At 63.2% G+C, this 20821-nt stretch carries 32 protein-coding genes and 1 tRNA gene; 27 read left to right on the plus strand and 6 right to left on the minus strand.

What is annotated here, in order from left to right:
- Nucleotides 1–197 precede the first annotated feature (197 nt).
- A complete protein-coding gene (locus tag C444_RS05730; RefSeq protein WP_004591545.1) occupies nucleotides 198–1829 on the plus strand; it encodes a GTPBP1 family GTP-binding protein in 1632 nt (543 codons plus the stop codon).
- 12 nt (nucleotides 1830–1841) lie between these two features.
- Here C444_RS05730 and C444_RS05735 read toward each other — a convergent pair whose 3' ends face one another.
- The 5 genes from C444_RS05735 to C444_RS05755 form a co-directional block, all read right to left on the minus strand.
- Nucleotides 1842–2339 carry a hypothetical protein gene (locus C444_RS05735; protein WP_004591546.1) on the minus strand — a complete coding sequence of 166 codons (498 nt, stop codon included), beginning with the start codon at nucleotides 2337–2339 and terminating at the stop codon, nucleotides 1842–1844.
- Between the two features lie 5 nt (nucleotides 2340–2344).
- Nucleotides 2345–3277: a methenyltetrahydromethanopterin cyclohydrolase gene (mch, locus tag C444_RS05740; protein ID WP_004591547.1), complete on the minus strand. Its 933-nt coding sequence runs from the start codon at nucleotides 3275–3277 to the stop codon at nucleotides 2345–2347.
- A gap of 24 nt (nucleotides 3278–3301) precedes the next feature.
- Nucleotides 3302–3634, minus strand: a complete 333-nt coding sequence (locus tag C444_RS05745; protein ID WP_049909161.1) for an MTH1187 family thiamine-binding protein — start codon at nucleotides 3632–3634, stop codon at nucleotides 3302–3304.
- Nucleotides 3635–3735: 101 nt separating this feature from the next.
- Complete coding sequence (locus C444_RS05750) at nucleotides 3736–4386, minus strand: HVO_2922 family protein (protein WP_004591549.1); 651 nt, start codon at nucleotides 4384–4386, stop codon at nucleotides 3736–3738.
- Nucleotides 4387–4725: 339 nt separating this feature from the next.
- Nucleotides 4726–4797: transfer RNA gene (locus C444_RS05755), tRNA-Gly, on the minus strand.
- Between the two features lie 348 nt (nucleotides 4798–5145).
- On the opposite strand from C444_RS05755, the gene C444_RS05760 reads away from it, so the two are divergent.
- The 26 genes from C444_RS05760 (at nucleotide 5146) to C444_RS05885 (ending at nucleotide 19947) form a co-directional block, all read left to right on the plus strand.
- Nucleotides 5146–5991: a putative RNA uridine N3 methyltransferase gene (locus tag C444_RS05760; RefSeq protein ID WP_004591550.1), complete on the plus strand. Its 846-nt coding sequence runs from the start codon at nucleotides 5146–5148 to the stop codon at nucleotides 5989–5991.
- Between the two features lie 4 nt (nucleotides 5992–5995).
- Nucleotides 5996–7012, plus strand: a complete 1017-nt coding sequence (gene rpl3p / locus C444_RS05765; protein WP_004591551.1) for a 50S ribosomal protein L3 — start codon at nucleotides 5996–5998, stop codon at nucleotides 7010–7012.
- 3 nt (nucleotides 7013–7015) lie between these two features.
- A complete protein-coding gene (gene rpl4p / locus C444_RS05770) occupies nucleotides 7016–7756 on the plus strand; it encodes a 50S ribosomal protein L4 (protein WP_004591552.1) in 741 nt (246 codons plus the stop codon).
- Nucleotides 7753–8010, plus strand: a complete 258-nt coding sequence (locus C444_RS05775; protein WP_004591553.1) for a 50S ribosomal protein L23 — start codon at nucleotides 7753–7755, stop codon at nucleotides 8008–8010. Before rpl4p ends, C444_RS05775 begins: the two co-directional genes overlap by 4 nt.
- A gap of 2 nt (nucleotides 8011–8012) precedes the next feature.
- Nucleotides 8013–8735, plus strand: coding sequence for a 50S ribosomal protein L2 (locus C444_RS05780; RefSeq protein ID WP_004591554.1), 723 nt, complete (start codon nucleotides 8013–8015; stop codon nucleotides 8733–8735).
- Entirely contained in the window at nucleotides 8732–9154 is a 423-nt protein-coding gene (locus C444_RS05785; RefSeq protein ID WP_004591555.1) for a 30S ribosomal protein S19, read from the plus strand. The genes C444_RS05780 and C444_RS05785 overlap by 4 nt, the downstream gene beginning before the upstream one ends.
- Before the next feature lie 2 nt (nucleotides 9155–9156).
- Complete coding sequence (locus C444_RS05790; RefSeq protein ID WP_004591556.1) at nucleotides 9157–9624, plus strand: 50S ribosomal protein L22; 468 nt, start codon at nucleotides 9157–9159, stop codon at nucleotides 9622–9624.
- The gene (locus C444_RS05795) at nucleotides 9624–10556 is read left to right on the plus strand and encodes a 30S ribosomal protein S3 (protein WP_004591557.1); all 933 of its coding nucleotides are present in this window, start codon (nucleotides 9624–9626) and stop codon (nucleotides 10554–10556) included. The genes C444_RS05790 and C444_RS05795 overlap by 1 nt, the downstream gene beginning before the upstream one ends.
- Nucleotides 10553–10768, plus strand: a complete 216-nt coding sequence (gene rpmC / locus C444_RS05800) for a 50S ribosomal protein L29 (protein WP_004516964.1) — start codon at nucleotides 10553–10555, stop codon at nucleotides 10766–10768. Before C444_RS05795 ends, rpmC begins: the two co-directional genes overlap by 4 nt.
- Nucleotides 10768–11052 carry a ribonuclease P protein component 1 gene (locus tag C444_RS05805; RefSeq protein ID WP_004591558.1) on the plus strand — a complete coding sequence of 95 codons (285 nt, stop codon included), beginning with the start codon at nucleotides 10768–10770 and terminating at the stop codon, nucleotides 11050–11052. The genes rpmC and C444_RS05805 overlap by 1 nt, the downstream gene beginning before the upstream one ends.
- Complete coding sequence (locus C444_RS05810) at nucleotides 11043–11381, plus strand: 30S ribosomal protein S17 (protein ID WP_004591559.1); 339 nt, start codon at nucleotides 11043–11045, stop codon at nucleotides 11379–11381. The genes C444_RS05805 and C444_RS05810 overlap by 10 nt, the downstream gene beginning before the upstream one ends.
- The gene (locus C444_RS05815) at nucleotides 11381–11779 is read left to right on the plus strand and encodes a 50S ribosomal protein L14 (protein WP_004516961.1); all 399 of its coding nucleotides are present in this window, start codon (nucleotides 11381–11383) and stop codon (nucleotides 11777–11779) included. The genes C444_RS05810 and C444_RS05815 overlap by 1 nt, the downstream gene beginning before the upstream one ends.
- A 4-nt stretch (nucleotides 11780–11783) precedes the next feature.
- Entirely contained in the window at nucleotides 11784–12146 is a 363-nt protein-coding gene (gene rplX / locus C444_RS05820) for a 50S ribosomal protein L24 (RefSeq protein WP_004591560.1), read from the plus strand.
- Nucleotides 12143–12847 (plus strand): 30S ribosomal protein S4e, encoded by a 705-nt coding sequence (locus C444_RS05825; RefSeq protein WP_004591561.1) that lies wholly within the window; start codon nucleotides 12143–12145, stop codon nucleotides 12845–12847. Before rplX ends, C444_RS05825 begins: the two co-directional genes overlap by 4 nt.
- On the plus strand, nucleotides 12844–13377 hold the full coding sequence (locus C444_RS05830; protein WP_004591562.1) for a 50S ribosomal protein L5: 534 nt from the start codon (nucleotides 12844–12846) through the stop codon (nucleotides 13375–13377). Before C444_RS05825 ends, C444_RS05830 begins: the two co-directional genes overlap by 4 nt.
- Nucleotides 13374–13559 carry a 30S ribosomal protein S14 gene (locus C444_RS05835; protein ID WP_004591563.1) on the plus strand — a complete coding sequence of 62 codons (186 nt, stop codon included), beginning with the start codon at nucleotides 13374–13376 and terminating at the stop codon, nucleotides 13557–13559. The genes C444_RS05830 and C444_RS05835 overlap by 4 nt, the downstream gene beginning before the upstream one ends.
- 2 nt (nucleotides 13560–13561) lie before the next feature.
- Nucleotides 13562–13954: a 30S ribosomal protein S8 gene (locus C444_RS05840; RefSeq protein ID WP_004516956.1), complete on the plus strand. Its 393-nt coding sequence runs from the start codon at nucleotides 13562–13564 to the stop codon at nucleotides 13952–13954.
- Between the two features lie 2 nt (nucleotides 13955–13956).
- Nucleotides 13957–14493 (plus strand): 50S ribosomal protein L6, encoded by a 537-nt coding sequence (locus C444_RS05845; RefSeq protein WP_004591564.1) that lies wholly within the window; start codon nucleotides 13957–13959, stop codon nucleotides 14491–14493.
- Nucleotides 14493–15218, plus strand: coding sequence for a 50S ribosomal protein L32e (locus C444_RS05850; protein WP_004591565.1), 726 nt, complete (start codon nucleotides 14493–14495; stop codon nucleotides 15216–15218). Before C444_RS05845 ends, C444_RS05850 begins: the two co-directional genes overlap by 1 nt.
- The gene (locus C444_RS05855) at nucleotides 15218–15667 is read left to right on the plus strand and encodes a 50S ribosomal protein L19e (RefSeq protein ID WP_004516953.1); all 450 of its coding nucleotides are present in this window, start codon (nucleotides 15218–15220) and stop codon (nucleotides 15665–15667) included. Before C444_RS05850 ends, C444_RS05855 begins: the two co-directional genes overlap by 1 nt.
- On the plus strand, nucleotides 15667–16230 hold the full coding sequence (locus tag C444_RS05860) for a 50S ribosomal protein L18 (protein WP_049909163.1): 564 nt from the start codon (nucleotides 15667–15669) through the stop codon (nucleotides 16228–16230). Before C444_RS05855 ends, C444_RS05860 begins: the two co-directional genes overlap by 1 nt.
- Complete coding sequence (locus tag C444_RS05865; RefSeq protein ID WP_004591567.1) at nucleotides 16227–16865, plus strand: 30S ribosomal protein S5; 639 nt, start codon at nucleotides 16227–16229, stop codon at nucleotides 16863–16865. Before C444_RS05860 ends, C444_RS05865 begins: the two co-directional genes overlap by 4 nt.
- Nucleotides 16865–17329 carry a 50S ribosomal protein L30 gene (rpmD, locus tag C444_RS05870; RefSeq protein ID WP_004591568.1) on the plus strand — a complete coding sequence of 155 codons (465 nt, stop codon included), beginning with the start codon at nucleotides 16865–16867 and terminating at the stop codon, nucleotides 17327–17329. The genes C444_RS05865 and rpmD overlap by 1 nt, the downstream gene beginning before the upstream one ends.
- The gene (locus C444_RS05875) at nucleotides 17329–17826 is read left to right on the plus strand and encodes an uL15m family ribosomal protein (protein ID WP_004591569.1); all 498 of its coding nucleotides are present in this window, start codon (nucleotides 17329–17331) and stop codon (nucleotides 17824–17826) included. Before rpmD ends, C444_RS05875 begins: the two co-directional genes overlap by 1 nt.
- Nucleotides 17827–17832: 6 nt before the next feature.
- Complete coding sequence (gene secY / locus C444_RS05880) at nucleotides 17833–19296, plus strand: preprotein translocase subunit SecY (RefSeq protein WP_004591570.1); 1464 nt, start codon at nucleotides 17833–17835, stop codon at nucleotides 19294–19296.
- Nucleotides 19297–19488: 192 nt separating this feature from the next.
- Nucleotides 19489–19947: a hypothetical protein gene (locus C444_RS05885; RefSeq protein ID WP_004591571.1), complete on the plus strand. Its 459-nt coding sequence runs from the start codon at nucleotides 19489–19491 to the stop codon at nucleotides 19945–19947.
- Nucleotides 19948–19995: 48 nt separating this feature from the next.
- Here C444_RS05885 and C444_RS05890 read toward each other — a convergent pair whose 3' ends face one another.
- Nucleotides 19996–20646, minus strand: coding sequence for a class I SAM-dependent methyltransferase (locus tag C444_RS05890; protein WP_004591572.1), 651 nt, complete (start codon nucleotides 20644–20646; stop codon nucleotides 19996–19998).
- Nucleotides 20647–20821 lie beyond the last annotated feature (175 nt).

Here is a 20821-nt window from a genome sequence, read left to right on the forward strand (position 1 = left end):
CCGTCACACGGAGCGGCGTCACGCGACCGCGACCCCCGCGTGGCCGTTCAGTCCACGAATCGTGCTGGTCCCGTCATCGCGTATAAATATCCGTCCGAGCGCTACTGTGAGAGATACACTCAGCCACCGGATTCAGGAGGGCTCTGGAGGGAGAAATCCGGAGAAGGCTTATGTTTGCCCCACGGTAACGGGGGAATATGAGCCCCGACCGGGCTGTCCTCCGGCGCGCGCTTGACCGCGGCGAGCGGGAGGGCGGCAGCGTCGAGTTCAAAGAACGGCTCACCGAGAACCTCCACCTATCCGAGGGGCGGCTCGAATCCCTCGCAGCGCAACTGCGCCACCGCGTTCTCTCCGGGGATGGTGAGGCGACCTACGTCGTCGGCGTCACCGACGACGGCGGTCTCGCCGGCATCTCGCCGGCGGAGTTCTCAGAGTCGATGGACGTACTCAGCCTGCTGGCAGAGGAGGCCGGCGCACACATCGAGGAGGTGAAAACGTGGGGCGTCGACGGCGTCTCGGAGAACGGGTCGGCGGCCACCGACGGCATCGTGGGTGTCGCGACGGTCTCGGAGGGGTCGGTCCTCGCGGACGACGACCACATCGTCGTAGGGACCGCCGGCCACGTCGACCACGGCAAATCCACGCTCGTGGGATCACTGGTCACCGGCGACGCTGACGACGGCGAAGGCGGGACCCGCGGCTTTCTCGACGTGCAGCCTCACGAAGTCGAGCGGGGACTGTCCGCGGACCTCTCCTACGGCGTCTACGGCTTCGACGACGAGGGCGAGCCGATCCGCATGGACAATCCGCATCGGAAGGACGACCGCGCCCGCGTCGTCGAGGAGTCCGACCGGCTGGTCTCTTTCGTCGATACCGTGGGTCACGAGCCGTGGCTCCGGACGACGATCCGCGGCCTCGTCGGCCAGAAGCTCGACTACGGCCTCCTGACCGTCGCTGCCGACGACGGCGTGACCGAGACGACGCGGGAGCACCTCGGCATCCTGCTGGCGACGGACCTCCCGACTATCGTCGCTATCACGAAATGCGACCTCGTCGACGAGGAACGGGTCGCCGAGGTCGAACGCGACGTCGAACAGGCACTGCGGGAGGTCGACAAGACGCCGCTCCGGGTCGAGCGCCACGGCGTCGATACGGCCATCGACGAGATCTCCGAGACCGTCGTTCCCGTCGTCACCACCAGCGCCGTCACGAAGGCGGGCCTGGACGACCTCGACGAGATGTTCGAGGCGCTGCCCAAGACCGCCGGCGAGGTGGGCGACTTCCGCATGTACGTCGACCGGACGTACAACGTCCAGGGCGTCGGCGCGGTCGCCTCGGGCACCATCAAGTCAGGCGAGGTCGAAGCCGGCGACGAACTCCTGCTCGGGCCGATGCAGGACGGGAGCTTCCGCGACGTCGAGGTCCGGTCCATCGAGATGCACTACCACCGGGTCGACGAGGCCAAGGCCGGCCGCATCGTCGGTATCGCGCTGAAGGGCGTCCGCGAAGCGGACATCGAGCGCGGGATGGTCCTGCTGCCGAGCGACGCGGACCCGTCGCCAGTCCGCGAGTTCGAGGCCGAGGTGATGGTGCTGAACCACCCGACCCGCATCGGCGACGGCTACGAACCCGTGGTCCACCTCGAAACAGTCAGCGAGGCCGCGGCCTTCTACCCGGAAGGCGGGCAGTTACTCCCGGGCGACGCCGGCAAGACCCGAGTCCGGTTCAAGTTCCGCTCCTACCTCGTCGAGGAAGGACAGAAGTTCGTCTTCCGCGAGGGGAGTTCGAAGGGCGTGGGCACTGTCACCGACATCGACCCAGTGGAGTAGCGACCCGCCGTCTCACCGGTCCGTTCCGTGTTTAATCGGGTGCCTGTAGCCGCCATCCGTTTTCTCGGCCAGTCCGAATATTTCGGCCCATTCCAGCAGATTCGTGACACGCTCCCGCCAGACGGGCCCCCAGTCGGCGTGCCGCTCGCGCTCCCAGCGGGGGATCTCGTCTCGGACTGCATCGAACGCAGCATCGGTATCTATCGGTTCAGAACCGAGCGCAGCGAGGAGCATGTCGACGCCGAAGACCGACTCCTCGAACGCCGTTGCCAGGTCCGCTCGGTCGACGTCCTCCCTCGTCCTGTAGTACCCCCGGTCGCTCTCGGCGACCAGTCCCAGGGCCTGCAAGAAGACCAGATACTCCTGTACCGTTTCACGGTCGGACACGTCGGTCGCCGTCTGTATCGCCCGGCAACAGTCAGCCTCGCTGTCGGGGACCAGCGGAATCGCCGTTCTGGCAGTCTCTAGAAACGAGCACGAGCGAGCCGGCGGTGCGACCTTGTAGCGCACGGTTCCTACAGGCCGAAGCTCTCGGCTAACACGCCTTCGCTCGTCTCGCCGACTACGTGCGTGTCGCCGCCGACCACGTCGATGGTGACCGCGGCGGGACCGAACAGTTCGACGGGGAGCTCCGCGAAGTCCCAGTCCACGTCCTCGAAGACGCCCTCCAGCGGTTCGCCGTATTCACGGGCTGCGATGGAGGGAACCTCGTCGAAGCGGTCGAAGGACTCGTCGACGGTGAGGTGGACTTCGCTGCCATAGGCCAGCGCGTCAGTGGTCCGGGCCATCGCGGTCGCTTCGTCGCCGGCAACCGGCGCAACCGGCGCGCGGCCGCTGGCCGACAGCACCGACACCGGGTCGAAGCCAAGTTCGGCCAACCGGAAGACGGCCAGTTCGGCGGCACGGGCCGCGGCGACGACGCTCCCGGTGACGCTCGCGGTTGCGAACGACGGCAGGAACACGCCCGTCTCCGGGACGCCAGTGCGCTCGGCGACCTGGCTTGCGACGGCTTCATCCGGCAGTTCGTCAGTCTCCAATGCCAGCACGGCGAAGTCGGCGTCCTCTCGGTAACCGATGCGCTGGAAGGCTTCCTCCTCAGCGACGAGTGCGCGTGCGGGACCGCTTCCCAGCGCCTCGAAGCCGTCGGCGGCCAGCTCCCAGCCGCCCTTCTGTGAGCACAGCAGGGCCAGCGCCGGGTGGTCCGTCGACAGTTCGACGTGGTTCAGCGGCGCGCCGCTGATGGTGTCCATCGTTGACTGGACCGTCGCCAGCCCGGCCGTCTGGATTTCCGCGAGTAGCATGCCGGCTTCCACAGCGCCGGGGACCTCGACGCCGAAGTCCAGCACCGCGGCGTCGCCGTCAAGCGCGTGTACGTCTATTGTGAGTTCGTCGGCGAAGTCGATGGCCTCGTCAACGAGTTCCGTGGCCATCCGATTGAGACTATCCATACGCCGTCTTTGGCACCCTTCCCTTTAATCTCCGCCTTCGGCCGCGTCGCTTCTGGCCGCCCGGCCCAGATGCTCCTCGACGGCGTCGACCTTGTCCCGTGCCTGCTGGTCGACGGTTCGCTTGTCGTCGATCTTCAGGAATGTGCTCACGCGGTCGGTCTGCTCGCCGACGGCCTCGTGGGCGGCGTGGGTGGCCGCGAACAGCTCCTCACTATCCTCCGCCTCGATGATGGTCCCCATCGGCGTCGTCTCGTACTCGACATCGAACGCCTCCAGCGCCGCGACGGCGTCGGCGACGTACGACGACATGCTGCCTTCGATGACCGGTGCGACCGAGAGGAACCCTATACAGGTCATGTCGGCCCGCACGCGTGGCCGCGACTAAACGCTTCCCCAGCGCGCTTGTCGCTCCCGGCACGCGATGTCCGCGAAAAATACTGTCTCGGCTCGAAATGCCGCTACTCGGCCTCTTCGACGGCGGCCCCTCGGGCGTTCGACTTGACGCTTTCCAGCCCTTGCTTGGCCTTCTGCTTGGAGGAGTACCCCTGGCCGCAGTCCGCGATGATCTCCCCGTTGTCGTGGCGGAGCCGCCAGCGGGCCTTGTCCTCGCTGTCTTTGAACAGCTCGAAGGTCGCCTTGCTGCCGCCTTCGTCGGCGGGCGCGTCCTCGTCCTTGGACTCGTCGACGACGTACGCGCCGGGCGCGTTGTTCTTGACGCTTTCCAGCCCCTGTTCGGCCTTCTGCTTGGAGGCGTACCCCTCGCCACTGTCGGCGATGATGTTCCCGTTGTCGTGACGGAGCCGCCAGCGGTACTGCTCGGCGCTGTCCTCGTACACCTCGAAGGTGGCCTTGCTCGCGACGACATCGGTCTCGACCTCGCCCTCCGCTTCGTCCCATTCCATCTCGATTTCGAGGCTGACAGTGCCGTCCTCGCGCTCGACCTCGACCTCGAACTCGGATTCGGCCGGCGGTGTGACCGTCACAGTCTGTTCCTCATCAGCCGGCGCGGGCTCACCGCGGCTGAGCCTGTTTGCCAATCGCCGGAAGTACGACGCGATTCCTCTTCGACTCCGTGTTTCCTGTGACTCGTGGACCGTCTCGTCCGTCATACACTCTCACTGTCGATGGGGTAACAAATAATGGTACTCCCCAAGGTGCCGAGCGACGTTCCGACGACTCAGATGAGTGCATGACAGCGATACCATGCGATTGGGCGGCACGATGAAACGCGTCGCTTGCGAACTTGGAAGCAGAGAAGTGCGCTGGCTGGGAGTGAACAATCGCGACGCGATTGCGAGCCACGACGGACGTAGTCCGTCGGTGTTTGAACCCGATGCAAATCCTCACTGACGCTCGGATTTCCGTGATTCAAATCCAGTACGATTACACGACTCACGGATACCGAGCACACGTGACGCAGTGCTCGGTGAAATAGTTCGTCGTAGAAATGCGCTGGCTGGGATTTGAACCCAGGTTGTGACCATGGCAAGGTCACGTGATACCAACTACACTACCAGCGCTCACTTTGTACGCCCTGACCTTCGCGACCGTGGGTCGCTCAGTACCAGCGCGCAACGCCTCGTTGCAATCAAATCTGGCGGGGGTGAGAGTAAAAAGCCTTCCGTTTTCCGGGGAAAACCATGGGAAGTGAGGGCAATCACCGCCCCGCCTGAGCGCGGGATCATGTGATGTCGTCACGAGACATGGCCTTTCGGAAGCGGCAATCCAGCGAATGGCTGCATCGGTCCCGAACCGGCATGACGGACCATGTGAACGCGACGCATCGCGAACGCGAAACGGGGGCTTTTTAAGCCCTGGAAAGGGAGATATCGGCACAGTCTAGTGGCGCGACGTGGAAGCGTCACGGCATGACGACCAGCGTACTCGTGCCGTCTTCCCTCGCACGGGAAGCCGAAGACAGACGCGAGGCAACTCGCAAGCTCGGTTACGTGGCCCGCGCGGCCGCGGTCTACCGGGTTGATCGGCTGACAGTGTACCCCGACCCTGACGGGGCGGGCAAATGGGAAGACGGGTTCGTCGAAACCGTGCTGCGGTACGCCGCGACGCCCCCACACCTCCGAAAGGAGATGTGGGGTAAGCGGGACGAACTGGAGTACGTCGGCGTCCTGCCGCCGCTCCGCGTGCGTTCACAGACCGGCTCCGGATCTGAGGGTTCGGGGTCGTTAAGACAGGGAATCGTGACCGAGGTCGGAGCTGATGGGCGCGTCCGGGTCAATTGCGGCATGCAACACCCGATCTCCCTTCCCGTCCCAGCGGCTATGGACGTGGAACAGGGGGAGCGCGTGACCGTCAGGGTCTCTTCGCGACGGCCGGTCCGGGCGAAACTCGTCGACGCCCCCACAACGGGATTCGACGTTGTCGCCGCGGACCTCGATGCGGCACTCTCGCGCGACGATGCCGGGCTCACTATCGCGTCCTCGCGATACGGCGAGCCGGTAACGTCGACCCGTCTCGGCCAGCTGGCCGAGCGGCGCGACGCCGAGGGCGGCATGACTGTCGCCTTCGGGGCACCCGAGCGCGGGTTACCGTCGATACTCGACGTTGCCCCGGACGCCGTCGGGGGAGACCAGACGAGCGACGAACCAGAAGGGTTCGACCTCTGGCTGAATACGGTTCCGAACCAGGGCAGTGAGGTTGTGCGAACGGAAGAAGCTCTGTTCGCCTCCCTCACCTGTCTAACCCTCACGGAGTAAACGAATGCCACAACCAAGCAGACCACGCAAAGGCTCGCTGGGCTTCGGCCCGCGCAAGCGCTCGACGAGCGAGACGCCTCGCTTCAATAGCTGGCCGTCTGACGACGGGCAGCCGGGCGTCCAAGGGTTCGCCGGCTACAAGGCAGGCATGACACACGTCGTGCTTGTCAACGACGAACCTAACTCCCCCCGCGAGGGGATGGAGGAGACTGTCCCGGTGACAGTCATCGAGACGCCGCCGATGCGCGCCGTCGCCCTGCGAGCGTACGAAGACACGCCGTACGGTCAGCGTCCGCTGACGGAAGTCTGGACCGACGAGTTCCACTCGGAACTCGACCGGACCCTGGACGTTCCGGAGGACCACGACCCGGACGCTGCTGAGGAACAGATACGCGACGCACACGAGGCCGGTGACCTCGGGGACCTGCGACTCATTACGCACACCGTCCCCGACGCCGTCCCGAGCGTCCCGAAGAAAAAGCCCGACGTGATGGAGACTCGCGTCGGCGGTGGATCCGTTTCGGACCGCCTCGACCACGCCCTCGACCTCGTCGAGGACGGTGGCGAACACGCCATGAACGACATCTTCCGCGCCGGCGAGTACGCCGACGTGGCCGGTGTCACGAAAGGCAAGGGGACACAGGGTCCCGTCAAGCGATGGGGCGTCCAGAAGCGGAAAGGCAAGCACGCCCGTCAGGGCTGGCGCCGACGGATCGGCAACCTCGGTCCGTGGAACCCGTCCCGCGTGCGCTCGACGGTCCCCCAGCAGGGGCAGACCGGTTACCACCAGCGTACCGAGCTCAACAAGCGCCTCATCGACATCGGCGAGGGCGACGAGCCTACCGTCGATGGCGGCTTCGTCAACTACGGCGAGGTCGATGGGCCGTACACGCTCGTGAAGGGCTCCGTGCCCGGTCCGGACAAGCGCCTGGTGCGCTTCCGGCCCGCGGTGCGTCCGAACGACCAGCCGCGCCTCGACCCCGAGGTGCGCTACGTCTCCAACGAATCGAACCAGGGATAACCTATGCAGGCAACAATCTACGACCTGGACGGCAACACAGACGGCGAGGTCGACCTGCCGGACGTCTTCGAGACGCCGGTTCGGACCGACCTCATCGGCAAAGCTGTACGTGCCGCACAGGCCAACCGAAAGCAGGACTACGGGTCCGACGAGTACGCCGGCCTCCGAACGCCGGCAGAGTCCTTCGGTAGCGGCCGCGGGCAGGCACACATCCCGAAGCAGGACGGCCGTGCCCGCCGCGTCCCGCAGGCGGTCAAAGGGCGAAGCGCCCACCCGCCGAAAACCGAGAAGGACCGCTCGCTCGACCTCAACGACAAGGAACGGCAACTGGCCGTTCGCTCGGCGCTGGCCGCGACGGCCGACGCCGACCTCGTCGCCGACCGCGGCCACGAGTTCGACCGTGACGAAGTGCCCGTCGTCGTCTCCGACGACTTCGAGGACCTCGTCAAGACGCAGGAAGTCGTCTCGCTGCTGGAGGCGCTCGACGTCCACGCGGACATCGACCGCGCCGACGAGACGAAGATCAAGGCTGGACAGGGTTCGGCCCGTGGACGGAAGTACCGTCGTCCCGCCTCGATCCTCTTCGTGACCAGCAACGAGCCATCGAAGGCCGCCCGCAACCTCGCGGGAGCCGACGTGGCGACCGCCAGCGAGGTCAACACTGAAGACCTCGCGCCCGGCGGCGCACCCGGTCGACTCACCGTCTTCACGGAATCCGCACTCGCGGAGGTGGCCGAGCGATGAGCTGGGATGTCATCAAACACCCACACGTCACTGAGAAGGCCATGAACGACATGGACTTCCAGAACAAGCTCCAGTTCGCCGTTGACGACCGCGCCTCCAAGGGTGAGGTCGCCGACGCCGTCGAGGAGCAGTACGACGTGACAGTCGAACAGGTCAACACGCAGAACACGATGGACGGCGAGAAGAAGGCCGTCGTTCGCCTCTCCGAGGACGACGACGCCCAGGAAGTCGCCTCCAGAATTGGGGTGTTCTAACGATGGGACGACGAATCCAAGGACAACGGCGCGGCCGCGGGACCTCCACGTTCCGTGCTCCGTCGCACCGTTACAAGGCTGATCTGGAGCACCGCAAGGTCGAGGACGGCGACGTTGTCGCCGGCACGGTCGTCGACATCGAGCACGACCCGGCCCGCTCGGCCCCGGTCGCCGCCATCGAGTTCGAAGACGGCGACCGTCGACTCATCCTCGCGCCGGAAGGCGTCGGGGTGGGCGACGAGCTACAGGTCGGCGTCAGCGCCGAGATCGCACCCGGGAACACGCTCCCGCTGGCTGAAATCCCAGAGGGGGTCCCGGTGTGCAACGTCGAATCCAGCCCCGGTGACGGTGGGAAGTTCGCCCGCGCGTCGGGTGTCAACGCCCAGCTGCTCACCCACGACCGCAACGTCGCGGTCGTCAAGCTCCCCTCCGGGGAGATGAAGCGGCTTGATCCGCAGTGTCGCGCCACCATCGGCGTCGTCGCCGGTGGCGGCCGAACTGACAAGCCGTTCGTGAAGGCTGGCAACAAGCACCACAAGATGAAAGCGCGAGGGACGAAGTGGCCCAACGTCCGCGGTGTGGCGATGAACGCCGTCGACCACCCGTTCGGTGGTGGCGGACGCCAGCACCCCGGTAAGCCCAAGTCCATCTCGCGGAACGCCCCGCCTGGCCGTAAGGTCGGGGACATCGCCTCGAAGCGAACAGGTCGAGGTGGCAACGAATGAGCTCAGAATATCAAATCGGCCACGAAGGAGAGTTCTCCTTCCGCGGCCACACGCTCGACGAGCTGCAGGAGATGGAGCTCGAGGACGTCGCGGAACTGCTCCCCGCTCGACAGCGGCGAAGTATCGTACGCGGCCTGACCGAGGAGAAACACAAGCTCCTCGAAAAGGCCCGCGAGGCCGGCGAAGAGGAGACAGCCAACGACCCGATCCGGACACACCTGCGCGACATGCCGGTGGTCCCGGAGATGGTCGGGCTGACCTTCGCCGTCCACGACGGCCAGAACTTCGAGCGTGTCAAAGTCGAGCCCGAGATGCTCGGCCACTACCTCGGTGAGTTCCAGCTCACCCGGAGTAGTGTCGAACACGGTCAGGCCGGTATCGGAGCGACACGCTCCTCGAAGTTCGTACCGCTCAAATAATCATGGGAATCAGTTACTCAGTCGAAGCCGACCCGGACACGACGGCCAAAGCGATGCTCCGGGAGCGGCAGATGAGCTTCAAGCACAGCAAGGCCATCGCCCGCGAGATCAAGGGCAAAACGGCCGGCGAGGCTGTCGACTACCTCGAAGCGGTTATCGAGGGCGACCAGCCCGTTCCGTTCAAACAGCACAACTCGGGCGTCGGCCACAAGAGCAAGGTCGACGGCTGGGACGCCGGACGCTACCCGGAGAAGGCCAGCAAGGCCTTCATCGACCTGCTCGAGAACGCAGTCGGCAACGCCGACCACCAGGGCTTCGACGGTGAAGCCATGACGATCAAGCACGTCGCCGCCCACAAGGTCGGCGAGCAGCAGGGTCGCAAGCCCCGCGCGATGGGGCGTGCCTCAGCGTGGAACAGCCCGCAGGTCGACGTCGAACTCATCCTCGAAGAGCCGGAGGTCGAAGACTAATGGCCGACGAACAACAGTTCATCGAGGACGGACTCCAGCGGACCCAGATCGACGAGTTCTTCGCAGAAGAACTCGGTCGAGCCGGCTACGGCGGCATGGACGTCGCCAAGACGCCGATGGGGACCCAGATCGTGCTCAAAGCCGAGAAGCCAGGGATGGTCATCGGCAAGGGCGGGAAGAACATCCGGAAGATCACGACGGAACTCGAGGACCGATTCAACCTCGACGACCCGCAAGTCGACGTGCAGGAAGTCGACGAACCGGACCTCAACGCCCGCATCGTCGCGGACCGACTGGCCAACGCACTCGAGCGTGGCTGGTACTTCCGCAAAGCGGGCCACACCACCATCGACCGCATCATGGAGTCGGGCGCACTCGGCGCAGAGATCGTCCTCTCCGGGAAGGTCACTGGTGCGCGCTCACGCGTTGAGAAGTTCAACCGTGGCTACGTCAAGCACAACGGCGAACCCGCGGAGGAGATCGTCGACAGCGGCGTCGGCGTCGCGGTGATGAAGCTCGGGACCATCGGGGTCCGAGTCAAGATCATCCCGCCGGACGCGGAGCTCCCCGACGACTTCGAGATCTACGAGGATGTCGACGTCGAGGACTACGTGGCCGACACCGACGGGGAATCCGTCGAGGAACTCCTCGAAGGCGAGCCCGAAGACAGCGAGACGGCCGAAGAACTCGACGAAGACGTGGCCGCCGGGGCCGCCGACGACTCCGAGGCTGACGAGGAGTTCGTCGACGAGGAAATCGTCGAGGAAGACGTCGAAGTCCCGACTGACGACGATGTCGAGGACGTCGATGTCGACGAACTCGAAGACGCTGTCGACGAGGAACTCGACGAGGACGTTGAGGCGGAAGCCGAAGAACTCATGGACGAGATGGACGACGAGTCCGCGGACGATGAGGAGGGTGACGACGAATGACCGTCCTCCACGTCCAGGAGATTCGGGACATGACGCCCGCCGAGCGCGAGGCGGAACTCGACGACCTGAAGACCGAACTACTGAACGCCCGGGCCGTCCAGGCCGCGGGTGGTGCGCCGGAGAACCCCGGTCGCATCAAGGAGCTGCGGAAGGCCATCGCCCGCATCAAGACGATTCAGGGCGAAGAAGGCGACCTGCAGGAGAACGAATAATGCCACTGACACCCGAGACGCTCCCGCGACACGAACTAGTCGGCCTCGACTGCGAGGTCGTCGCGGCGTCCAATCCGGACGTCGTCGGTATCAGCGGAACTGTCGTCATGGAGACGACACAGATGCTGACACTCGAGGGTGCCGACCGGGTGTGGCACGTGCCGAAGGACAGCGCGACGTTCGCGTTTGACCTGTCGACCGAGACGGTTCTCGTCGATGGCGACCGACTCGTCGCACGTCCCGCTCGTCGCACAGAGAACACAGGAGATTCACTATGGCGCTAGGACTGAACGTACAGGAACCGGAGGAAACCTGTGCCGATCAGAACTGCCCGTTCCACGGAGAGCTCTCCGTGCGCGGACAGACACTGAACGGCGAGGTAGCCTCCACTGACATGGAGAAGACCGTTGTCGTCGAGCGCGAGTACGACGTGAAGGTGCCGAAATACGACCGCTTCATGAAGCGGCGGAGCCGCGTTCCGGCTCACGCACCCGACTGTCTCGACCTCGCGGTCGGTGACACGGTCACGATAGCAGAGTGTCGACCGCTCTCGAAAACGAAAAGCCACGTCGTCGTTGGCGTGGTCGCCGATGAACAGGACGGTGATGCCTGATGGAAGCACTCGGTGCTGACGTCACGCAAGGCCTGGAGAAGGGCTCGCTCATCACGTGTGCGGACAACACGGGAGCGCGCGAACTCAAGGTCATTTCCGTCCACGGCTACTCGGGAACGAAGAACCGCCACCCCAAGGCTGGGCTGGGCGACAAGATCACGGTCTCGGTCACCAAGGGGACGCCCGAAATGCGTCGCCAGGTGCTCGAAGCCGTCGTCGTCCGCCAGCGAAAGCCGATCCGTCGGCCTGACGGCACCCGCGTCAAGTTCGAAGACAACGCGGCCGTCATCGTCGACGAGAACGAGGACCCGCGTGGGACCGAGCTGAAAGGCCCCATCGCACGGGAAGTCGCACAGCGATTCGGCAGTGTGGCATCAGCAGCGACGATGATCGTATAGAACCATGAGCAAGCAACCAGACAAACAACGCAAGAGTCAACGACGTGCCCCGCTTCACGAGCGGCACAAGCAGGTCCGGGCGACGCTGTCTGCCGACCTCCGCGAGGAGTACGGTCAGCGAAACGTCCGCGTCAACGCCGGTGACACCGTCGAGGTGCTCCGCGGCGACTTCGCTGGCGAAGACGGCGAAGTCATCAAGGTCGACCTCGACAAGGCTGTCATCCACGTCGAAGACGTCACGCTCGAGAAGACGGACGGCGAGGAAGTCCCGCGACCGCTGGATACCTCGAACGTCCGCGTGACGGACTTAGACCTCGAAGACGAGAAGCGCGAGGCGCGTCTCGAATCGGAGGATGATTCCGCATGAGTAACCACCAGAAGCGACTCTCGGTGCCGAACAGTTGGCCCGTAGAGCGCAAGACCGCGACGTTTACGGTGAAAGCCGGCGCCGGCCCGCACGGTGAGGATGGGGTTCCCCTACTCATCGTCCTTCGGGACGTACTCGGCTACGCCGACAACCGCAAAGAAGCCCGCTACGCCCTCAACGAGGACAACGTCCTCATCAACGGGAAGGCCATCTCCGACGAGGAACGTCCCGTCGGGATGTTCGACATCCTGGCCTTTACCGAGCGCGAGGAGTACTACCGCGTGTTCCCCGGCGAGGGTGGTCGGCTGGCGCTGACCGCAATCGACCCGGACGCGGCCGAATCCAAGCTCGGCAAAATCGTCACCAAAACCCACGTCTCCGGTGGCGACGTCCAGCTGGGCCTCCACGACGGTGAGACGCTCATCGTCGAGGACGACCAGACCTACGACGCTGGCGACTCTATCGTCGTCGGCAACGAGGACGGCGAAATCGTCGCCCACTTCGAGTACGAAGAGGGCGCGCTCGTCACCGCCGTCGACGGTGCCCACGCGGGCGAAGTCGGCGAAGTCGAGGAGATTCAGGTGACGCCGGGTTCGGCCCAGAACAACGTGATCGTCTCCCAGGACGAGGGCGAAGGCTTCGAGACAGTCGAAGAGTACGTCGTCGTCATCGACGAGAACTTCACGGGTGATGATGAATGAGCTCCGAGAGTGAGTCCGGCGGCGACTTCCACGAGATGCGCGAACCGCGCATCGAGAAGGTCGTCGTTCACATGGGTATCGGCCACGGTGGGCGCGACCTCGCTAACGCAGAGGACATCCTCGGGGAGATCACCGGGCAGACGCCGGTGCGAACGAAGGCCAAGCGGACTGTCGGCGAGTTCGACATCCGCGAGGGCGACCCCATCGGTGCGAAGGTCACCCTCCGCGACGAGATGGCCGAGGAGTTCCTCCAGACGGCGCTGCCGCTCGCTGAACTGGCGACGAGTCAGTTCGACGACACCGGCAACTTCAGCTTCGGCGTCGAGGAACACACCGAGTTCCCGAGCCAGGAGTACGACCCGAGCATCGGAATCTACGGGCTGGACGTAACGGTTAACCTCGTCCGCCCCGGCTACCGCGTCGCCAAGCGCGACAAGGCGTCGCGCTCGATTCCGACGAAGCATCGACTCAATCCGGCGGACGCCGTCGCCTTCATCGAGTCGACCTACGACGTGGAGGTGAGCGAATGAGCGAAAGTGAAACCACAGACGAGCCCGATTCCGAGACGGCATCCAGTGAGCGAACTGGCCAGCTCGAGTCCTGTCAGCGCTGCGGTCGCGAACAGGGACTCGTCGGCAAGTACGACATCTGGCTGTGCCGCCAGTGCTTCCGCGAGATTTCGCGGGGCATGGGCTTCAGGAAGTACAGCTAACAATGACAGGGAACGACCCATTTGCCAACGCACTGTCGGCGCTTAACAACGCCGAAAGCGTCGGGCACCTAGAGCAGACAGTATCGCCCGCTTCGAACGAGATCGGCAGCGTCCTCGAGGTCTTCTACGACCGCGGGTACATCGACGGATTCAGTTTCGTCGACGACGGCAAAGCCGGCGAGTTCGAAGTCGAACTGAAAGGAGCCATCAACGAGTGTGGCCCGGTCAAGCCCCGCTACTCTGCGGGCGCAGACGAGTTCGAGAAGTGGGAGAAGCGGTTCCTCCCCGCCCGTGACTACGGGACTCTCGTCGTTACGACCAGCCACGGCATCATGAGCCACTACGAGGCTCGTGAGCAGGGCGTTGGTGGCCAAGTCATCGCGTACGTATACTAACAATGCCACGAGTAGAACTGGAGATTCCGGAGGACGTGGACGCCGAGCAGGACCATCTCGACATCACTGTCGAGGGGGACAACGGCAGCGTCACGCGTCGGCTCTGGTACCCTGACATCGACGTGTCCGTCGACGGCGACACAGTCGTCATCGAATCCGATGAGGACAACGCCAAGACGATGTCGACGATCGGTACCTTCCAGAGCCACATCGAGAACATGTTCCACGGCGTGACCGAGGGCTGGGAGTACGGCATGGAGGTCTTTTACTCTCACTTCCCGATGCAGGTCGACGTCGAGGGTGACGAAGTCGTCATCGAGAACTTCCTGGGCGAGAAGGCCCCCCGCCGAACGACGATCCACGGCGACACGGACGTCGAGATCGACGGCGAGGAGCTGACCATCAGCGGTCCCGACATCGAAGCCGTCGGCCAGACCGCTGCGGACATCGAACAGCTCACGCGCATCAACGACAAGGACGTGCGTGTGTTCCAGGACGGGGTGTACATCACCCGAAAACCGAACCGAGGTGACGCCTGATGGCGGACGACGAAGAAGACGTCGAGACAGAGGAAGAGTACACCGAGCTGACCGACATCAGCGGCGTCGGTCCGTCCAAGGCGGAGTCGCTCCGTGAGGCCGGCTTCGAGTCGGTCGAGGACGTTCGCGGTGCCGACCAGTCCGCGCTCGCCGATGTCAGCGGTATCGGCAACGCGCTGGCGGCCCGAATCAAGGCCGACGTCGGCGGACTCGAAGTCGAGTCCGAGACCGAAGCCGAAGTCGAAGAGGAAGGCGGCGAGGAAGCGCCCGACGAGGACGTGGAGACGGAACTCCAGGCCCGCGGGCTCACCGAGAAGACGCCGGACCTCTCCGACGAGGACGCGCGGCTACTGACCCAGCGACACCGGGTCGGCAAGCCGCAGTTCAACCGCCAGGATCACCACAAGAAAAAGCGCGTCTCGACCTCGTGGCGCCGCCCCCGCGGCCAGCTCTCGAAGCAGCGCCGCGGTGTCAAGGGCAAGGGCGACACTGTCGAGGCGGGCTTCCGCTCGCCGACCGCGGTTCGCGGCAAGCACCCGTCTGGCTTCGAGGAGGTTCGCGTGCACAACGTGGACGACCTCGAAGGCGTCGACGGCGACACCGAGGCCGTTCGAATCGCCTCGAAGGTCGGCGCTCGCAAGCGCGAGCGAATCGAAGAGGAAGCCGAGGACGCGGGCATCCGCGTGCTCAATCCCACCTACGTCGAAGTCGAGGTGAGTGAGTGATGACTGATCTCTCCGCACAGAAGCGACTCGCGGCTGACGTCCTCGACGTCGGGAAGAACCGCGTCTGGTTCAACCCCGAGCGACAGGGCGACATCGCCGACGCGATCACCCGCGAGGACGTTCGCGAACTGGTTGATGAGGGCGCCATTCAGGCGAAAGACAAGAAAGGCAACTCCCGTGGACGCGCCCGGGAGCGCCAGAAGAAGCGTGCGTACGGCCACCAGAAGGGAGCCGGTTCCCGGAAGGGCAAGGCAGGCGCACGGCAGAACTCCAAGGAGGACTGGGAGTCACGCATCCGCGCACAGCGGACGAAGCTGCGCGAACTGCGTGACGAGGGAACGCTTTCGAGTTCGCAGTACCGCGACCTGTACGACAAGGCCGGCGGTGGCGAGTTCGACAGCGTTGCCGATCTCGAACGTTACATCGACGCAAACCACGGTGACGCATAATGGCGACAGGACCACGATACAAAGTACCGATGCGGCGACGCCGCGAGGCCAGAACCGATTACCATCAGCGGTTGCGCCTGTTGAAATCCGGTAAGCCACGTCTCGTTGCTCGAAAGAGCAATAAACACGTCAGGGCGCAGCTGGTGACGCTTGGCCCCAATGGCGACGACACTCTCGCATCCGCTCACTCGAGCGACCTCGCCGAGTACGGCTGGGAGGCCCCGACGGGCAACATGCCCTCGGCCTACCTCACCGGTCTGCTCGCCGGGCTTCGCGCGAAGGAAGCGGGTATCGAGGAGGCAGTGCTCGACATCGGACTCAACAGCCCGACCCCCGGAAGCAAAGTATTCGCAATACAGGAAGGCGCAATCGACGCCGGCCTGGACATTCCGCACAACGACGACGTACTCGCCGACTGGCAGCGCACGCGCGGTGCCCACATCGCCGAGTACGACGAGCAGCTTGAGGAGCCGCTGTACAGCGGCGACTTCGACGCTGCAGACCTCCCGGAGCATTTCGACGAGCTCCGAGAGACCCTACTGGACGGTGACATCGAACTATGAGTGCTAACAACGGATGGGAGCCACGGACACGCCTCGGCAAGCAGGTCGTCGAGGGCGAGATCGACTCCATGCAGGAGGCGCTGAACTCCGGGCTCCCGCTGAAAGAATCGGAAGTCGTCGACCAGCTCGTTCCCGACCTGGAAGACGAAGTGCTGGACATCAACATGGTCCAGCGGATGACAGACTCCGGCCGCCGCGTGAAGTTCCGCTGCGTGGTCGCCGTTGGCAACCGAGACGGTCTCATCGGCTACGCTGAGGGGCGTGACGATCAGGTCGGCGGTGCCATCCAGAAAGCCATCGACATCGCGAAGCTGAACATCATCGACATCTCCCGCGGCTGCGGGTCCTGGGAGTGTGGCTGTGGCCGTCCGCACACGGTCGCGCTGCGCACCGAGGGCAAGGCCGGGAGCGTCGAGGTCGAGCTCCAGCCGGCCCCACGAGGGCTGGGTCTGGCGGGCGGAGAGACCGTCCGCAAGGTGCTCGAGCTCGCCGGTATCGAAGACATCTGGACACGCAGTAGCGGGAACACGCGCACCACGGTCAACTTCGCAAAGGCGACGTTCAACGCCTTGCAGAACACGGCCGAGGCGCGCGTCCCCGAACGAACCTTCGAGAAACGAGAGGTGATCGAGTGATGCACGCGCTCGTCCAGCTCCGTGGCGAAGTCAACATGCATACCGACATTCAGGACACGCTGGAGATGCTCAACATCCACCACGTGAACCACTGCACGCTCGTCCCTGAGACGGACGCCTACCGCGGCATGGTGGCGAAGGTCAACGACTTCGTCGCCTTCGGCGAGCCGAGCCAGGAGACGCTGGAGACGGTTCTGGCAACGCGCGCTGAGCCGCTTGAGGGCGACGCTGACGTGGACGACGAGTGGGTCGCCGAGAACACGGACTACGACGACATCTCCGGTCTCGCGTTCGCGCTCCTCTCTGAGGAGACGACGCTACGCGAGCAAGGTCTGTCCCCGACGCTCCGTCTGCACCCGCCTCGCGGCGGCCACGACGGCGTCAAACACCCCGTCAAGGAGGGCGGGCAGCTCGGGAAACACGACACCGAGGGAATCGACGACCTCCTGGAGGCGATGCGATAATGACGAGTAAAAAGAAACGACAGCGCGGCTCGCGCACGCACGGCGGCGGCTCACACAAGAACCGACGTGGTGCCGGCCACCGCGGTGGTCGCGGTGCCGCAGGCCGTGACAAACACGAGTTCCATAACCACGAGCCGCTCGGCAAGAGCGGCTTCAAGCGCCCGCAGAAGGTGCAGGAAGAGGCCGCAACCATCGACGTTCGCGAGATTGACGAGAACGTCACACTGCTGGCCGCCGATGACGTCGCCGAAGTCGAAGACGGTGGCTTCCGCGTCGATGTCCGTGATGTGGTCGAAGAGGCCGACGACGCCGACTACGTGAAGGTACTCGGTGCCGGCCAGGTTCGCCACGAACTCACGCTCGTCGCCGACGACTTCTCCGAGGGCGCTCGCGAGAAGGTCGAAGCCGCAGGCGGGAGCGTCGAACTGACCGACCTCGGCGAGGAGCGCCAGGCCGAGGCCGAAGAAACCGACGACGCGGACGCGGACGAGGAATAACGAACGATGAGCTGGAAGGACACCGCCGAACCACTGCTTGTCCGGATGCCCGCAGTCCAGCGGCCGGAAGGACACGTCCCGTTCAAGCGCAAGCTCACTTGGACAGGTGGCGTGCTCTTGCTGTATTTCTTCCTGACGAACGTGAAGCTGTTCGGGCTGGACATCGACGCCAGCCAACAGGTGTTCGGGCGCTTCTCCTCGATTCTGGCCTCCGGCCAGGGGAGCATCTTGCAGCTGGGTATCGGTCCGATCGTTACGGCGTCCATCGTGTTGCAGCTCCTCGGTGGGGCGGACCTGCTCGGGCTGAACACCCAAGACGATCCACGTGACCAGATCCTCTATCAGGGGCTTCAGAAGCTGCTGGTACTCGTGATGATCTGCCTCACCGGGCTCCCGATGGTGTTTGCCGGCGGCTTCCTCCCGGCTGACACGGCGGTCGCAAGTTCCCTGGGTATCGGCACGACCGGTGTCCAGTGGCTCATCTTCGGCCAGATGTTCGTCGGCGGTGTCCTCATCCTGTTCATGGACGAGGTCATCTCCAAGTGGGGCGTCGGCTCCGGTATCGGCCTGTTCATCGTCGCTGGCGTGAGCCAACGGCTCATCGGCGGCGTCCTGACGACGCCGTTTATCGGCAACAGCGAAGGGATCATCTACACCTGGTACCTGTTCATCACCGGCGAGCGCGGCACCGGGCCAGTGCTGGCCGCTGATGGGCTCCAGACCGTGCTGCTCCAGGGCGAACTGCTGGGGCTGTTCACGACACTCCTCATCTTCGCAGTGGTCGTCTACGCCGAATCTGTCCGTGTCGAGATCCCGCTGTCGAACGCCCGCGTGAAAGGAGCCCGTGGCCGGTTCCCGGTCAAGCTCATCTACGCAAGCGTCTTGCCGATGATCCTCGTCCGGGCGCTCCAGGCGAACATCCAGTTCTTGGGCCGGATCCTCGACGCCCAGCTGGGTTCGATGCCGGCGTTCCTCGGCACGTACGCCAACGGCCAGCCGACCGGCGGCCTGTTTTACTTCCTCGCCCCCATCCAGAGCCGTGGTGACTGGATGTGGTGGCTCGAAGGAACCACCCAACCGGTCTGGCAGATCCTGACCCGCGTCGGCATCGACCTGTTCGTCATGCTGGTCGGCGGCGCAGTCTTCGCCGTATTCTGGGTCGAAACCACCGACATGGGTCCGGAAGCGACTGCCAAGCAGATCCACAACTCCGGGATGCAGATTCCCGGCTTCCGACAGAACGTCGGTGTCATCGAGAAAGTCCTTGAGCGGTATATCCCGCAAGTGACCGTTATTGGTGGGGCCTTGGTTGGGCTGCTAGCTGTCATGGCCAACATGCTGGGTACCATCGGCGGCGTCTCCGGTACCGGGCTGCTGCTGACGGTCTCCATTACGTACAAGCTGTACGAGGAGATCGCCGAAGAGCAGCTCATGGAGATGCATCCGATGATGCGCCAGATGTTTGGCTGAGTTCTACATTTATTCTATATCAGTTTTTAGCGTCTAGATCCGCATCAATTGTGATTTGTTGGATGTACAGGTAATGTTTGATGCGTGCGTCTTTGGTCGTGAACTGCCAGTCGATATCAGAGTCATCGTCGTTGTGAGTTCGCTCTGCGAAATTCAACCGGAAGGAACACCGTGCCTGTATCACCGACAGGTATGGTGATCACGGAACTTGGATCATCTGATGAGACACCGTACGACGGGAGTCACCTCCGCGTGATTCTGGAGCATCGCACCGTTGCGGATGGCGTGCTCGACGGAGACGCCATTCTGGAGGTTGCTGCTCTTGCTGCGAAGGGGGACTCACGCAAGACCGTGGACACTCTCTATGAGGCCGGTCAGCTCGCGGAGAAAGAGTATAGGGTGTCCGTCGACCACTTCGACGATACCGTCCAGCAAGCCGAAACCAATTGCTTCCAGAGGGTCGGGAGCGGGACGACGCCGCACGTCAAACATATCCTGCACCGTGGCGCTGGACCGCGAACCATCCCGATCGAGAGGCGTTTCTTACCCCTCATATCTATGAATTGTACAGCGGATCGTGGATCGAGTGGACTCCGGCCCACTCTCGGAGGATCGCGCGTATCGACTGCTCAAAGAACAGGCGACTATTGAAGTTGTTTCAGTATGGATTGTGATGAAACAGGCATTCAATCTGTCTGACTATTTTGTACCCAGAACGTAGATTTTTCTCCACTGTAGGACTAAACAGGCAATCGATTTCTTTAAACTAAGTTCTTTATATGAATAGTCAAAAATACTCTTATCATCTATCCGCGTCACATTAGTGTCAAAACCAACACTCTCTAAAAGACCAAGTACATCTTCTGTATCAAAATGATGAGGATGAGGCTTATCTATCATATTCAAATGAGATAAGATAATATCTGGCAATTCATATACATTTAGACGAAAAATGAGGATTCCATCATCGTCAAGAATCCTGAAAATCTCTTCTGCTACTTTCTCTGGATTTATAGTGTGGTCCAACACATTATAGCAGATAACGGCATCGAAATATGTATCGGGGAACGGAAGCGACTCCCCCACACCAGTTATTAATTCCGCTGAACTTTGCTCAATATCTTGGATTGAGCTATTTGTAATTGGGTCGATAGAGACGCTTTCTTCGCTGTCTATCGCATGAATCATCCCCGTTCCCCCACCAACAGCCAAAATTTTCTTGTCTTCTAATTCCTGAATTTCAATAGGAAAATTATTTAGTTTATTCTTAGCCTCTGTCTCCGAGTCGAGAGATATGTGATGTTGATGTGATTGCTCTACCTCTTGGGCACGATCCCATCGTGTGTCCATAACGATGAGTAGATAGGATTGTTAAAAATATTATCGAAGACTACCATCAAAAGGCACCTACGTACTGAACCCCTCTGGGAGGTCCCAATCAGATTCATCATAGTAGTTGTGCAATCCGCCGTCGGTATTCGTCCCTGAAGTCGCATCCATATTGCCCGTTAGGAGGTTTCCATCG

Source organism: Haloarcula japonica DSM 6131 (assembly GCF_000336635.1).
Classification (GTDB): Archaea; Halobacteriota; Halobacteria; order Halobacteriales; family Haloarculaceae; genus Haloarcula; species Haloarcula japonica.